Here is a 13,549-nt window from a genome sequence, read left to right on the forward strand (position 1 = left end):
GCCGAGCGTTCCGCGTCGCCACGAAGCTTCAGATGATCCGCTTGCGCAGGACGGCGGAGATGATTTCACCGAGAATGACCAGCGCCAGGATGGCCAGCAGCACGGTCGCCGCTTCCTGCCATGCGAACGTATCGATGGCGCCCTGCAGGATCACGCCGATGCCCCCTGCGCCGACCAGGCCAAGCACGGTCGATTCGCGCAGGTTGATGTCCCAGCGAAGGATGGAGACGGCGAGGAATGTCGGCATCACCTGCGGCATGATCGCATAAAGGATGATCTTGAAGCGCGACGCCCCCGTTGCTTCCAGCGCTTCGACGGGGCGGCGGTCGATCTCCTCGATCGCCTCGCCCATCAACTTGCCGAGAAATCCCAGCGAGCGGAAGGTGATGGCCAGGATGCCGGCGACGACGCCGGGTCCGAAGATCGCCACGAAGAGCAGCGCCCAGATGATGGTGTTGACCGATCGGCTCGACACCAGGATGAAGCGGCCGAGCCACAAGGTTGCGGCGTTGGGGGTCGTGTTCTGCGCCGCGATGTAGGCGACGGGGAAGGAAAGCGCGACGCCGATAACGGTGGCGATGGTGGCGATGTTCACCGTCTCCAGCAGCGCCGCGAGGATCGAGCGCAGATTGGTGACGTCCGGCGGCACCATGCGGCCGAAAAGGTCGGCCATCTGTTCGGGAGCATCGATCAGCCACGGCCAGAAGATTTCGACATTGCCGAACGCCCACACGATGGCGATCAGGATGAAGGCGAAGATGGCGTAGCGCTGCATGCGCTGGCGCGGCGTGAAGCGTGCCCAGTCCTCGGGGTGTGCGTCGAGACTTACCATATCCGCTTCCTGATCTGACCGCTCACGGCCTCGGAGATGAGGATCGCGCCGATGATCACCAGCATGATGGCGAGCGCGAAGTCGTAGTCGTAGCGTCCGAAGGCATTGGCGAGCGTCGAGCCGATGCCGCCAGCGCCGACGATGCCGACCACGGCGGAGGCGCGCAGATTGCTGTCGAGCTGGTAGATCGAAAGCCCGATCTGGCGCGGCATGATCTGCGGGAATACGGCATAGATGAGCGTCTGCGGATAGTTGGCGCCGGCCGCGCGCATCGCTTCGACCTGGCCTTCGTCGATCTCCTCGATCCGTTCCGCCAGCATCTTGGCGACGAAGCCGATCGTGTAGACGATGAGCGTCAGGATGCCTGCAAGCGGCCCGAAGCCGACGGCCTTGACGAAAATGATGGCGACGATGACGGGATGGAAGCTGCGCGCCACGATGATCAGGCCGCGACCGAACCAGTAGACCGGCAGTGGCGCCAGATTGCGCGCTGCCATCAGCGCGATCGGGATGGACAGCAGCACGCCGCCGGCCGTCGAGATGATGGCGATCTGCAGGCTTTCCAAAAAGCCCTCGATCAAGAGTTCGTGGCGGTCGAAGTTGGGCGGAAAGGCGCCGGAGAAGATGCGCTGTGCCCGCTCCAGACCTTCCGCCGCGCGGCCCCAGTCGAAGGGGAGGGTGCCGATCGCCCAGCCGAAATAGACGAGGATCGCCGCCCAGACCGTATAGCGGATCACCGGGTTGGCGATAAAGGGCGGCTTGTGCCAGGTGTCGCGCGCGGTCGTCATGACGTATGCATCGCCGCACTGCCGACCGCCGGGGCCGCGTGCGAACTGTCGCCGCGCTCCTGCGCGGGAACGCCGGCATAGATCTCGTCCATGGCCGGCTTGTCGAGCGCCTCGGGCTTGTCGTCGAAGATGATGCGGCCGAAGCGCATGCCGACGATGCGGTCGGTATAGGCCTTGGCCTCGTGCACATTGTGGATGTTGATCATCACCGGAAGCGACAGCTCGCGCGAGAGCGAACGCAGCAGTTCCATGATCTGCTCGGAGGTCTTGGGGTCGAGCGAGGCTGTCGGCTCGTCGGCGAGCAGGATTTCCGGCTCCTGCATCAGCGCGCGGACCACGCCGACGCGCTGGCGCTCGCCGCCGGACAGTTCGTCGGCGCGCTTGTTGGCATAGTGCGCGATACCGACGCGCTCCATCAGGTCGAAGGCCCGGCGAATGTCCGCCTTGGGGTATTTGCGCAGCGCTGCGCGCCATGTGGAGATGTAGCCGAGCCGGCCCGACTGCACGTTCTCCATGACCGTCAGCCGGTCGACGAGGTTGAACCCCTGGAACACCATTCCGATGCGCCGGCGCGCAGCGCGCAATTCGCGGCCCTTGAGCGCGGTCATGTCGACGCCATTGAGCTCGATCGTGCCCGACGTCGGCTGCACCAGCCGGTTGATGCAGCGAAGCAGCGTGCTCTTGCCGGCACCCGAAGCGCCGATGACGGACACGAGGCCGCCCTCGACGGTCAGGTCGAGATTCTTGAGCACCGGCTTGTCGGAGCCGTAGCTTTTGACGAGGTTGGAGATGCGAAGCATGGCACAGCCTTTGGCGCCGCTTTTGGCCCGGGCATGATCTGCCGGACCTTCAAAACGCGGCGAAAATGAAAAATCGGGACCGGCGCGGCCTTTCGCGGGCCGCGCCGGTCCCGGCATCGTGGGTTATTCCGCGGCCAGACCCTGCGGCGTGTATTCGACACCGTTGGTCTTCTGGATCTGGCGGATGATCGCCCAATCCTTCTGGTAGGAGATCGGGATGAACTTGGTCACGCCAGCGAATTCCTCGCCGAGCGCCGTGCCCTCGAAATCAAACGAGAAGAAGGCTTCCTCGATCTTCTCCTTCAGCTCCGGCGCGAGGTTGTGCGCGTAGGTGTAGGAGGTCGTCGGGAAGGGTTCCGATTCCCAGACGATCTTGACTTCCTCGGGGTCATAAAGACCGCGCTCGGCCATGCGGTCGACCACTTCGGACGCCACGGGCGCGGCGTCGTAGTCGCCGGCGACGACGCCCAGCATCGACTGGTCGTGCGAGCCGGAATAGGTGACCTCGTAATCCTCGTCCGGGGTGACGCCGAGATCGGGGAAGAGGGCGCGCGGCGCCTGGTTGCCCGAGTTGGACGTCGGCGAGGTGTGCGCGATGCGCTTGCCGGCCAGATCTTCCATGGTCTCGATGCCGGAATCGGTGCGGGTGTAGACCTGCAGCGTATAACCGAAGCGCCCGTCGTCAGCGCCCATCAGCGCGAAGGGAACGGCGCCGGCGAGATTGACCGCGAAGGGCGTCGGGCCGGTCGAGAAACCCGCGATGTGCAGGCGGCCGGAGCGCATGGCCTCGACTTCCGCCGAGTTCGACTGCACGGCGAAGAACTGCACGTCCTTGCCGGTCACTTCTTCCAGATGCTCGATGAAGGGATCCCAGATGTCCTCGTAGACGGCCGGATCCTCGACGGGCGTGTAGGCGAAAACCAGCGTGTCGGGGTCTTCCAGCATGCTCTCGTCGGTCGGCGCGTCGGCAACGAGGTCGCCGTCGGCGTCGCAATACATCGTGTCGAGCGCGCCGCGTTCGGCGCAGTCCTCCTGGGCGAAAGCACCCGGTGCGCCAAGCGCGAGGGCAAAGGCGCATGTGGCAAGTGCCACACGCACGGGCGTAACGGTCTTGGTGATGGCTGTGTGCATTGTTGTCTCCTCCGGATGCGGCTTCAGGGGGTCGTCTGCGCGACCCACCGCTCGATCAGACCATAGAGGCGACGGATTGGGACGCGCAACAACAAATCTGCTTTTTTGTGTGACTTGCCAGATTTTTTTTGGCAGTTTCAGTGAAAGTCGCAGATGCGTCGTCGACGCCGCCATTCGGGGAAACGCCAAACATGACACCGCCGCCTGCCGCGCTCGCCACCGTCGAGACGCCTTTGCCGCTCGGCAATCTGCCTGCCGACCGGCTGAGGTCTGTCGACGTGGTGCTGACCGATATCGACGATACGTTGACGCTCGACGGGCGTCTGCCCGCTGTCGCCTATGGCGCGCTGGAGCGGCTGCGCGCGGCCGGAAAGATCGTGATCCCGGTCACCGGCCGGCCGGCGGGATGGTGCGACCTCATCGCGCGGCTCTGGCCCGTCGATGCCGTCGTCGGCGAGAACGGCGCGTTCTATTTCCACCATTCGCCGGAGAAGGGCATGGTGCGCTGCTATGATCGGGCCGCCGGGCAGAGAGCGCGCGACCGCGACCGGCTGGAGGGCGTGCGCGATGCGGTCCTTCGCGGCGTGGCGGGTGCACGCGTTTCGGCGGACCAGGCCTACCGCGAATCCGACCTCGCGATCGATTTCGCCGAGGATGGCCCGCGTCTCAGCGATGCGGCGATCGACGACATCGTCGCGACCTTCGCCAAGGCCGGGGCGACGGCCAAGGTCTCCTCGATCCACGTCAATGGCTGGTTCGGCGACTATGACAAGCTGGGGATGAGCGCGCGGTGCCTGTCGGAGGTATTCGGCATCGATATCCACAGCGAGAATGCACGCGTTGCCTATGTCGGCGATTCGCCGAATGATGAGCCGATGTTCGCCTTCTTCGACAACAGCGTCGCGGTCGCCAATTTTGCCGCCTTTGCCGACAGGGTCGAGCGGCAGCCGCGCTACATCACGGCGCGCGAGGGCGGCGAGGGGTTTGCCGAATTCGCCGAGCAGCTGTTGATGAGCGGACGCTGAGATGAGCCGTCTCGGCAAGCTGGAGCGGCGCGACCGCATTCTCGGGCAGCTCAGGCTCTCGCCCCATGTGCGCATTTCCGAGCTTGCCGACCAGTTCGGCGTTTCTACCGAGACCGTTCGACGCGACGTCGATGCGCTGAGCCGGCAGGGCCTCGTGGCGCGGGCCTATGGCGGCGCGGCAGCCTCCACGGTCGGCTTCCAGCCGCCCTTCGGCGAACGCAACCAGCGGCTCGTGGACGAGCGCGCCCGCATCGCAGGCCGTGCCGCCTCGCTGGTCAAACCGGGCGAGGTGGTGATGATCGACGCCGGCTCGACGACGACCCAGTTCGCCAAGGCGCTGGCGATGCTGAACGTGCCGCTGACGGTGCTGACCAACAGCCTGTCGGTCGCCACCACGCTGGGCCAGCAGCCAACGATCGACATGATCATCTGTCCGGGCGATTTCGTCGCCAGCGAGGCGGCCGTCTACGGCCACGAGACGGAGGCGTTCCTGCGGCGCCACCATGCCGACCACGCCTTCATCGGCGCGAGCGGCATTGCCGAAGCGGGCATCATGGACGCCAACCGCCCCGCCAGTGCCATCAAGCGGGTGATGATCGCCCAGGCGCGCCAGACGACCTTGCTGATCGACCGTTCGAAATTCGAGAAGAGCTATCTGTCGATCATCTGCCCGCTGTCGGACCTTGATGCGGTGATAACGGACTCGCCGCCGGGGCGCATGCTGGAACAGGCACTTGGTGCATCCGGCGTGACCCTGCATGTCGCATTGTGACAGGGTTATCCACGAAATCGCGTACAGGGTGCGCCTGTCCGTCGATCATTTCGTTTTATTGCGTTTCATCTTCATATTGGTGCGCATTTCGGTTGCCCGATCGCGAGGCGCTGCTTACGGTCGCCGCCGTCGACAAGACACATGACGGGAGAACCTGATGACACGCTTGACCCTCGCGGCGCTCGCCGCAACGACTTTGCTGACCGCGACGCCTGCCTCGGCGCAGGTGCAGATCGATTTCTGGCATGCCTTCACCGGGCGGCTGGCCGAACTTCTCGACGCGCAGGTGGCCCAATTCAATGAGAGCCAGAGTGACTATCAGGTGGTCGCTGCGCCGAAAGGCAATTATTCCGAAGCGCTGAACGCGGGCATCGCAGCCTTCCGCGCCGGCGAACAACCGCACATCCTGCAGGTCTTCGAAGTCGGCACCGCATCGATGATGGCCGCCGAAGGCGCCGTCAAGCCGGTCTTCGAAGTTATGGAGGAGGCCGGGGCCGACTTCGATCCGGACGCCTATCTCGCTGCCGTTACCGGCTATTACTCGAACACCGAGGGCGAGATGCTCTCCTATCCCTACAACTCTTCGACGCCGGTGATGTACATCAACCGCGACGCGTTCGAGGAAGCCGGCCTCGATCCGGACATGGAGCTTGAAACGTGGGCACAGGTGGAAGAGGCCGTCACCGCGCTGAAGGAAGGCGGCAGCAGCTGCCCGTTCACGACCGCCTGGCAGAGCTGGGTGCAGCTTGAATCGTTTTCCGCCTACCACAATCTTCCCTTCTCCTCGCAGGAAAACGGTTTCGCCGGTTTCGATACCGAGTTGCAGTTCAATGGTCCGGAGCAGATCGCCCACATTGCCATGCTTGGCGAGTGGACTGAGGACGGCCGCTTCATCTATGCGGGGCGCCGCAACGAGGCGGGCCAGCCGTTCCGCGCCGGCGAATGCGCCATCATGACGGAATCCTCCGCCGGTTATGCAGGCGTCAAGGACGAGGCCGAATTCGCCTTCGACATCCGTCCGCTGCCCTACAATGGCGAAATCGAGGACGCGCCCTACAACACGATCATCGGCGGTGCGTCGCTGTGGGTGCTGGAAGGTCACGAGCCGGAGAAATACGAAGGGGTCGCCGCCTTCCTCAATTTCCTGTCGACCCCGGAAATCCAGGCGCAGTGGCACCAGGACACCGGCTATCTGCCGATCACCACGGCCGCCTACACGCTGTCGCAGGAGCAGGGCTTCTACGAGGAGAACCCGGGGACGGACATCGCCATCATCCAGATGACCGGCAAGGAGCCCACGCCGAATTCGAAGGGCGTGCGCCTCGGCTCGTTCGATCAGGTACGCACCGTGATTGACGAGGAGCTGGAAGCAGTCTGGGCCGGCGACAAGACCGCCGAAGAGGCGCTCAACACCGCCGTCGAGCGCGGCAACCAGTTGCTGCGCCGCTTCGAGCAGGCCAACCGCTAGGCCTCGACTTGACCATCACCCCGGAAGCGGCCATCTCGCTTCCGGGGTGATGTCCTGCCAGTGGGGATGACATGCAAAAGCGCGTGACGTTCAACAACAAGTGGCTGCCCTATCTGCTGTTGGCGCCGCAGATCGTGGTGACGATCGTCTTCTTCTTCTGGCCTGCCGGACAGGCAATCTACCAATCCGCCTTCATCCCTGATCCTTTCGGACTCAGCACCCAGTTCGTCGGCCTTGGCAATTTTGAGTTCTTGCTGAGCGATCCCTACTATCTCTCCTCCTTCGGGACGACGGCGATCTTCAGTTTCTTCGTCACGTTGATCTCGATGAGCTTCGCGCTGTGGCTCGCGGTGATGACCGACCGCGTCATCAAGGGGTCTGGCCCCTATCGCACGCTGCTCGTCTGGCCCTATGCCGTCGCGCCCGCCATCGCCGGCGTCCTCTGGCTGTTCATGTTCAATCCGTCCATCGGAATCCTGCCATGGTATCTGGCGCAGGTCGGCTATGACTGGAACCACACGCTGAACGGCGGCGAGGCGATGACGCTCGTCATCCTGGCCGCTGCATGGAAACAGATAAGCTACAATTTCCTCTTCTTCCTCGCGGGCCTGCAATCGATACCGCGCAGCGTGATCGAAGCGGCGGCAATCGATGGGGCCTCGTTCTGGAAGCGCTTCCGCACGATCGTCTTTCCATTGCTCGCGCCGACGACCTTCTTCCTGCTGGTCGTCAATGTCGTCTACGCCTTCTTCGAGACCTTCGGCGTCATCCATACCATCACGGCGGGCGGGCCGCAGCAATCGACGACGATCCTCGTCTACAAGGTCTATGCCGACGGCTTCGTCGGCCAGGATCTCGGCTCTTCGGCAGCCCAGTCGGTGATCCTGCTGATCATCGTCGGGCTGCTCACCGTGGTCCAGTTCCGCTATATCGAACGACGGGTGCACTACTGATGAGCGGCATGGTCGAGAAGAAGGGCTGGCGCCGGGTGGCGTTGCATGCCGGCATCATCACCGGCATCGCGATCGTGTGTTTTCCGATCTACGTCGCCTTCGTGGCGTCTACGGTGACGCAGGGCGATCTCGTGCGCCCGCCGATGCCTCTTCTGCCCGGGCCGCATCTGATCGAAAACTACACGCGCGCCATCTTCCAGGGCTACGGAACGCCGGTCTGGCGCATGCTGTGGAACTCTCTGGTGATGGCTCTCGGCATCACGGTCGGCAAGATCGCGATCTCGATCGTTTCGGCCTATGCGATCGTCTATTTCCGCTTTCCGTTCCGCATGTTCTTCTTCTGGATGATCTTCCTGACGCTGATGCTGCCGGTCGAGGTGCGCATCGTACCAACCTATGCGGTCGCCGCCGATCTTTCGCTGCTCAACAGCTATACCGGCCTCATCCTGCCGCTGATCGCCTCCGCCACGGCAACGTTCCTGTTCCGACAGCTTTTTCTCACCATCCCGGACGAACTGGTCGAGGCGGCGCGGATCGACGGGGCGGGGCCGATCCGCTTCTTCCGCGATATCCTGTTACCGATGTCGCGCACGAACATCGCGGCGCTCTTTGTCATCCTCTTCATCTATGGGTGGAACCAGTATCTCTGGCCGCTCCTCATTACCACCGATGCCGACATGAACACGATCGTCATGGGCATCAAGCACATGCTGCCGACCGGCGACCAGACGGTCGAATGGCCGGTGATCATGGCGACCGCGCTCCTCGCCATGCTCCCCCCGGTCGCCGTCGTGCTCTTCATGCAGCGGCTCTTCGTCAAGGGCCTGGTCGAAAGCGAGAAATGAAACGTCATGGCTGAAATCGCTCTTCGCGACATCCGCAAATCCTATGGCCCGACCGAGGTGATCCACGGTGTGAGCGCTGATATCGCCGATGGCGAGCTGATTGTCATTGTCGGGCCGTCCGGATGCGGCAAGTCCACGCTGCTGCGCATGGTCGCGGGCCTGGAGACCGTCACCGCGGGCTCGATCGCGATCGGCGGCCGGGTGGTCAACGATCTGGAGCCGCGCGAACGCGACATCGCCATGGTCTTCCAGAACTACGCGCTCTATCCCCATATGTCGGTTTTCGACAACATGGCGTATGGGCTGAAGATCGCCGGCATCTCGAAATCCGACATTGCGGCGAAGGTGAATGACGCCGCACGGATGCTGGAGCTTGAGCCCTATCTTGCCCGCAAGCCGCGGCAGTTGTCCGGTGGCCAGCGTCAGCGGGTCGCCATGGGGCGTGCCATCGTACGCAGCCCCTCGGCCTTTCTCTTCGACGAGCCGCTGTCGAACCTCGATGCCAAGCTGCGTGTGCAGATGCGACTGGAGATCAAGGCGCTACAAAGGAAGCTCGGTGTCACCTCGCTTTATGTGACGCACGACCAGGTCGAGGCGATGACGCTGGCCGACCGGATGATCGTCATGAATGAAGGCGTGGCCGAGCAGATCGGCACGCCGCTCGAAGTCTACAACAATCCGGCGACGACGTTCGTTGCCGGCTTCATCGGCTCGCCGCCGATGAATTTCCTCGATGCCGAGAGATTGCGCTCCGTGCTTGCTAGGCAGGGGCCGAATCGTCTCGATCGCGCCGTAACGATCGGAATCCGCCCCGAGCACGTCGAGCGCACCACGGTCGGCAACGGTCTTCTGGACGCGACCGTCGCATTCATCGAAGCGCTCGGCGCCGAAACCCTGCTGCACCTGAAGACGGACGCCGGCGAGACCGTTGTCGTGCGCAGCGCCAACCCCGAGGAAACCGTCAGGCCTGGCGAGCGGATCGGGTTGAAGGCTGTGCCGGACCATCTCTTCGCCTACGACGCTGACGGCCGCCGCGTTGCCTCGGAGGATTGACGCAGAATTGCAACAGGCGCGGAGCAAGTTAACCAGTCATGCGTCTCACGCATTGGTGCATTGCAGCAAAGACACTGGCGACTCGGGTGGGGATCCCCTAGATATTGGTCATCGACGCGGCGCACTCCTCCTCCCAGCGCCGCCCGATATCGGTCGATGGTTCTCCTCCTCCCAACCATCGACTTGGTTTAAGAGCCTGCCGCACCTCCTCCCGCGGCAGGCTCTTTTTCCGTTTCAGCCCAGGCATTTATCGAGAATTTGCTGCCGGTCCTTTCAGGAAGCGCGCAAGGCCGCGCGCGTGCTGCGCGGGGTGGCGAGCAGAAGGCTGGTCTCGCTGCCGGCGACGCCGGGGATCAGTCTGATGCGGCGCAGCACGGCGTCGAAATCGGACAACGTCGCGGCGCCGAGTTCCACCACGATGTCCCAGCGGCCATTGGTCGTGTGAATCGCCGAGATTTCGGGAAAGCCACCCAGCGCCTTCACCACACGGTCGGCCGCGTGACCCTCGATGTCGATCATCATGATCCCGCGTACCGGCAGATCGACCGCATCGGCGCGCAGGATCACGGTGTAGCCGAGGATCGCGCCCGATCGCTCCAGCCGCTCCATGCGCGCGCGCACGGTGGCACGCGAAACGCCGAGATCGCTCGCAAGATCGGAGATGGACCGCCGCCCGTCATGGCGAAGGCGGGTGATCAATCGGTTGTCGAGTTCGTCCATGGATCATATCGAGCAGCAGATATGCCGTTTTGGCAAGTCGAAATCCAATATTTGTCAATCTGCTCTGTTCCATCCGCCAGCATTTGACGGTTTGCTCATGGACGAAGCAAGTGAGATCGAGGGGCTGTTGGAGCATGCGTGTCAAACTGATCGGCGCACCGGTCGAGGACGGGGCAGGGCGCATGGGCTGCGAGATGGGTCCGAGCGCGCTGCGCACCGCCGGCCTTGCGAGGGCGCTTGGTGATCTCGGTCACGAGGTTCTGGACCTCGGCACTGTCGCGCGTCCACCCGCGATGCCCCTTGCCCACGGCAATACAGCGCTGAAAGCGTTGCCGGAGACGGTCGCCTGGGTCGAGGCGCTTGGCGCGGCGGCTTATGAGGCGAGCGCCGACGGCCTGCCGATCTTCATGGGCGGGGATCACTCGCTCTCGGCCGGCACGGTTGCGGGTCTGTCCCGCCGGGCGAAGGAAAAGGGCCGACCGCTCTTTCTTCTCTGGCTCGATGCCCATCCCGATTTCCACACGCTGGAAACGACGAGAAGCGGCAATCTGCACGGCGTACCGGTGGCCTACGTCACAGGGCAAAAGGGGTTTTCCGGCGTCTTCCCACCGCTTGACGCGCCGGTCGATCCCGCGCGCATCGCCATGCTGGGGATCCGCAGCGTCGATCCGGCCGAACGTGCCGCGCTCAGCGATGCCGGTGTCAGCGTCAACGACATGCGCCTGATCGACGAGCACGGCATTGCGCCGCTGCTACGCACGTTCCTGAAGCGCGTTCAGGCGGAAAACGGCATGCTGCATGTCAGCTTCGACGTCGATTTCCTCGACCCGGCGATCGCGCCGGCGGTCGGCACGACCGTTCCTGGCGGCGCGACGTTTCGCGAAGCGCATCTCGTCATGGAAATGCTGCACGACAGCGGACTGGTCACCAGCCTCGACCTGGTCGAACTCAACCCCTTCCTCGACGAGCGCGGCCGCACCGCCACCTTGATGGTCGACCTGACGGCAAGCCTGATGGGCCGCCGCGTGATGGACCGCCCGACACGGAGCTTTTGATGACCGACACCTTGAACACCGTCCCCTTCGTCAGCGTCGACAACATGATGCGGCTCGTCCTCAAGGTGGGGATCGAGACATTCCTTGGCGAGCTGTCCGCCTATATCGAGGAGGACTTCGCCCGCTGGGACCGGTTCGACAAGACGCCGCGTGTCGCCTCGCATTCGCGCGACGGGGTGATCGAACTGATGCCGACCAGCGACGGCACGCTCTACGGCTTCAAATATGTCAACGGCCACCCCAAGAACATGCGTGAGGGGCGCCAGACGGTCACCGCCTTCGGGGTGCTGGCCGATGTCGGCAACGGGTATCCGATGCTGCTTTCGGAAATGACCATCCTGACGGCGCTGCGCACCGCGGCGACGTCGGCGGTGGCGGCAAAGCATCTCGCGCCGCAAAAGGCGCGCACCATGGCGCTCATCGGCAATGGCGCGCAGGCCGAATTCCAGGCGCTGGCCTTCAAGGCGCTCCTCGGCGTGGATCGCGTCCGGCTCCATGACATCGATCCGTCCGCGACGCGAAAATGCATCCGCAACCTCGCCGGTCGCGGTATCGAGATGCTGCACGCGGCAAGCGCGCAGGATGCCGTGGAGGGCGCCGAGATCGTCACCACGGTCACGGCCGACAAGCAATACGCGACCATCCTCACCGACAACATGGTCGGCGAGGGGATTCACATCAACGCCGTCGGCGGGGACTGTCCGGGCAAGACCGAACTTCATCCCGATATACTGAGGCGCGCCGCGATATTCGTGGAATATCCGCCGCAAACCCGGATCGAAGGCGAAATCCAGCAGCTTGCCGCCGACCATCCGGTCACCGAACTGTCCGACGTCGTCGCAGGGCGGGCAACGGGGCGAAGCGATCCTCGCCAGATCACGCTGTTCGATTCCGTCGGCTTCGCCATCGAGGACTTCTCCGCCCTTCGCTACGTGCGCGACAAGCTGCGCGATACGGGCCTTTACGAAGACCTCGACCTTCTCGCCGACCCCGACGAGCCGCGCGACCTCTTCGGCATGCTCCTGCGCTGCGAGGCGCGCCTGCAGGCTGCGGAATAGAGATCGAGTCGCGGGCCGGCGGATCTGCCTTTCCGGCTCTATGGCACGATTACGATCGCGCCGCTGGCGCGCCGTTCTTCCGCGGCCTGGTGAGCGTCGGCCACCTTTTCGAGCGCGAAGCGCTGGCCGATATCGACGGCGACATGTCCTTTGGCGATCGCCTCGAAGAGGTCGGCGGCATTCTCGCGGAAGATCGCCGGATCGGCGTTGTGCGGGAAAACCGAAGGGCGCGTCAGATAGAGACAACCCTTCTTGTTCAGCATCTCCGGGTCGATCGGCGGCGCCTTGCCGGAGGCCGAGCCATAGATGACCACCAGGCCGAACGGCGCGGCGCAATCGAGCGAGGCGAGCGCGGTGTCCTTGCCCACGGCATCGTAGACGACGCGTGCCTTTTCGCCGCCGGTCGCCTCAAGGAACGCTTTCGGCCAGTCGGGATCGTTTGTTTCGACCGCGGCAATGCAGCCGGCAGCAAGCACCGCATCGCGCTTCTTCGGCGAACTGGTCGTGCCGACGACACGCGCGCCGAGCGCCGTTGCCCAGCGCGTCAGGATCTGCCCGACACCGCCGGCGGCCGAATGGACCAGCAGAAGGTCGCCGGACGCAACGCGGTGGGTGCGGCGGATGAGATACTGCGCGGTCATGCCCTTGAACAGAAGCGTTGCCGCGGTTTCGTCGTCGATGCCGTCAGGGATCGTCACCAGCTTGTCCGCCGGCACGTTGCGCAGGTCCGCATAGGCGCCGACCCCGGCGTTCATGTAGGCGACGCGCTGCCCGACGACGATATCGCCGGCATCGGACCCCACCGCTTCCACGACGCCTGCGGCCTCGAAGCCGAGACCGGTCGGCAGCGGCAGGGGATAAAGCCCCTTGCGCTGATAGGTGTCGATGAAGTTGAAGCCGATGGCGCGCTGGCGGACCTGCGCCTCGCCCGGCGCTGGCGGTGCCAGGTTCTCCTCACGCACCTTAAGTACCGACGGGCCTCCCACCTCGTCGATCACGACGACACGCCGCTTGGCCATGAATTATCCTCCTCACCATGCCCGATGCGC

The 13,549-nt window shown here is 64.1% G+C and carries 14 protein-coding genes; 8 read left to right on the top strand and 6 right to left on the bottom strand.

The window, feature by feature from the left end; translation table 11 throughout:
• Window positions 1-28: 28 nt before the first annotated feature.
• The 4 genes from phnE (CN673_RS16795) to phnD form a co-directional block, all read right to left on the bottom strand.
• On the bottom strand, window positions 29-832 hold the full coding sequence (gene phnE / locus CN673_RS16795) for a phosphonate ABC transporter, permease protein PhnE (RefSeq protein ID WP_099867549.1): 804 nt from the start codon (window positions 830-832) through the stop codon (window positions 29-31).
• Window positions 826-1,620, bottom strand: a complete 795-nt coding sequence (gene phnE, locus CN673_RS16800; protein WP_099867550.1) for a phosphonate ABC transporter, permease protein PhnE — start codon at window positions 1,618-1,620, stop codon at window positions 826-828. The genes phnE (CN673_RS16795) and phnE (CN673_RS16800) overlap by 7 nt, the downstream gene beginning before the upstream one ends.
• Window positions 1,617-2,420, bottom strand: coding sequence for a phosphonate ABC transporter ATP-binding protein (phnC, locus tag CN673_RS16805; RefSeq protein ID WP_099867677.1), 804 nt, complete (start codon window positions 2,418-2,420; stop codon window positions 1,617-1,619). The genes phnE (CN673_RS16800) and phnC overlap by 4 nt, the downstream gene beginning before the upstream one ends.
• A 123-nt stretch (window positions 2,421-2,543) precedes the next feature.
• Complete coding sequence (phnD, locus tag CN673_RS16810) at window positions 2,544-3,551, bottom strand: phosphate/phosphite/phosphonate ABC transporter substrate-binding protein (RefSeq protein ID WP_099867678.1); 1,008 nt, start codon at window positions 3,549-3,551, stop codon at window positions 2,544-2,546.
• Between the two features lie 191 nt (window positions 3,552-3,742).
• On the opposite strand from phnD, the gene CN673_RS16815 reads away from it, so the two are divergent.
• From CN673_RS16815 to CN673_RS16840, 6 genes are all read left to right on the top strand, one after another.
• A complete protein-coding gene (locus CN673_RS16815; protein ID WP_099867679.1) occupies window positions 3,743-4,576 on the top strand; it encodes an HAD-IIB family hydrolase in 834 nt (277 codons plus the stop codon).
• A 1-nt stretch (window position 4,577) separates the two neighbouring features.
• Window positions 4,578-5,348, top strand: coding sequence for a DeoR/GlpR family DNA-binding transcription regulator (locus tag CN673_RS16820; protein WP_099867551.1), 771 nt, complete (start codon window positions 4,578-4,580; stop codon window positions 5,346-5,348).
• Between the two features lie 157 nt (window positions 5,349-5,505).
• Window positions 5,506-6,816 (top strand): sn-glycerol-3-phosphate ABC transporter substrate-binding protein UgpB, encoded by a 1,311-nt coding sequence (gene ugpB / locus CN673_RS16825; protein WP_099867552.1) that lies wholly within the window; start codon window positions 5,506-5,508, stop codon window positions 6,814-6,816.
• A 71-nt stretch (window positions 6,817-6,887) separates the two neighbouring features.
• Window positions 6,888-7,769 (top strand): sn-glycerol-3-phosphate ABC transporter permease UgpA, encoded by an 882-nt coding sequence (gene ugpA, locus CN673_RS16830; RefSeq protein WP_099867553.1) that lies wholly within the window; start codon window positions 6,888-6,890, stop codon window positions 7,767-7,769.
• An 8-nt stretch (window positions 7,770-7,777) separates the two neighbouring features.
• A complete protein-coding gene (ugpE, locus tag CN673_RS16835; RefSeq protein ID WP_099867680.1) occupies window positions 7,778-8,614 on the top strand; it encodes a sn-glycerol-3-phosphate ABC transporter permease UgpE in 837 nt (278 codons plus the stop codon).
• Window positions 8,615-8,620: 6 nt separating this feature from the next.
• Complete coding sequence (locus CN673_RS16840; RefSeq protein WP_099867554.1) at window positions 8,621-9,667, top strand: sn-glycerol-3-phosphate import ATP-binding protein UgpC; 1,047 nt, start codon at window positions 8,621-8,623, stop codon at window positions 9,665-9,667.
• A gap of 273 nt (window positions 9,668-9,940) precedes the next feature.
• On the opposite strand, the gene CN673_RS16845 is transcribed toward CN673_RS16840, so the two are convergent.
• Window positions 9,941-10,387, bottom strand: a complete 447-nt coding sequence (locus CN673_RS16845; protein WP_099867555.1) for an Lrp/AsnC family transcriptional regulator — start codon at window positions 10,385-10,387, stop codon at window positions 9,941-9,943.
• 134 nt (window positions 10,388-10,521) lie between these two features.
• On the opposite strand from CN673_RS16845, the gene rocF reads away from it, so the two are divergent.
• Both rocF and ocd read left to right on the top strand, forming a co-directional pair.
• A complete protein-coding gene (gene rocF / locus CN673_RS16850) occupies window positions 10,522-11,442 on the top strand; it encodes an arginase (RefSeq protein ID WP_099867556.1) in 921 nt (306 codons plus the stop codon).
• The gene (gene ocd, locus CN673_RS16855) at window positions 11,442-12,500 is read left to right on the top strand and encodes an ornithine cyclodeaminase (protein WP_099867557.1); all 1,059 of its coding nucleotides are present in this window, start codon (window positions 11,442-11,444) and stop codon (window positions 12,498-12,500) included. The genes rocF and ocd overlap by 1 nt, the downstream gene beginning before the upstream one ends.
• Before the next feature lie 38 nt (window positions 12,501-12,538).
• On the opposite strand, the gene CN673_RS16860 is transcribed toward ocd, so the two are convergent.
• On the bottom strand, window positions 12,539-13,519 hold the full coding sequence (locus CN673_RS16860) for a quinone oxidoreductase family protein (RefSeq protein ID WP_099867558.1): 981 nt from the start codon (window positions 13,517-13,519) through the stop codon (window positions 12,539-12,541).
• Window positions 13,520-13,549: the final 30 nt, after the last annotated feature.

The organism is Neopararhizobium haloflavum (genome assembly GCF_002750855.1).
Classification (GTDB): domain Bacteria; phylum Pseudomonadota; class Alphaproteobacteria; order Rhizobiales; family Rhizobiaceae; genus Georhizobium; species Georhizobium haloflavum.

Coding starts and splice junctions, on each gene's coding strand:
- phnD (WP_099867678.1), bottom strand. CDS start 3,551: ATGCACACAGCCATCACCAAGACCGTTACGCCCGTGCGTGTGGCACTT.
- phnE (WP_099867550.1), bottom strand. CDS start 1,620: ATGACGACCGCGCGCGACACCTGGCACAAGCCGCCCTTTATCGCCAAC.
- ugpA (WP_099867553.1), top strand. CDS start 6,888: ATGCAAAAGCGCGTGACGTTCAACAACAAGTGGCTGCCCTATCTGCTG.
- rocF (WP_099867556.1), top strand. CDS start 10,522: ATGCGTGTCAAACTGATCGGCGCACCGGTCGAGGACGGGGCAGGGCGC.
- CN673_RS16820 (WP_099867551.1), top strand. CDS start 4,578: ATGAGCCGTCTCGGCAAGCTGGAGCGGCGCGACCGCATTCTCGGGCAG.
- ugpE (WP_099867680.1), top strand. CDS start 7,778: ATGGTCGAGAAGAAGGGCTGGCGCCGGGTGGCGTTGCATGCCGGCATC.
- CN673_RS16845 (WP_099867555.1), bottom strand. CDS start 10,387: ATGGACGAACTCGACAACCGATTGATCACCCGCCTTCGCCATGACGGG.
- phnE (WP_099867549.1), bottom strand. CDS start 832: ATGGTAAGTCTCGACGCACACCCCGAGGACTGGGCACGCTTCACGCCG.
- ocd (WP_099867557.1), top strand. CDS start 11,442: ATGACCGACACCTTGAACACCGTCCCCTTCGTCAGCGTCGACAACATG.
- phnC (WP_099867677.1), bottom strand. CDS start 2,420: ATGCTTCGCATCTCCAACCTCGTCAAAAGCTACGGCTCCGACAAGCCG.
- CN673_RS16840 (WP_099867554.1), top strand. CDS start 8,621: ATGGCTGAAATCGCTCTTCGCGACATCCGCAAATCCTATGGCCCGACC.
- CN673_RS16815 (WP_099867679.1), top strand. CDS start 3,743: ATGACACCGCCGCCTGCCGCGCTCGCCACCGTCGAGACGCCTTTGCCG.
- ugpB (WP_099867552.1), top strand. CDS start 5,506: ATGACACGCTTGACCCTCGCGGCGCTCGCCGCAACGACTTTGCTGACC.
- CN673_RS16860 (WP_099867558.1), bottom strand. CDS start 13,519: ATGGCCAAGCGGCGTGTCGTCGTGATCGACGAGGTGGGAGGCCCGTCG.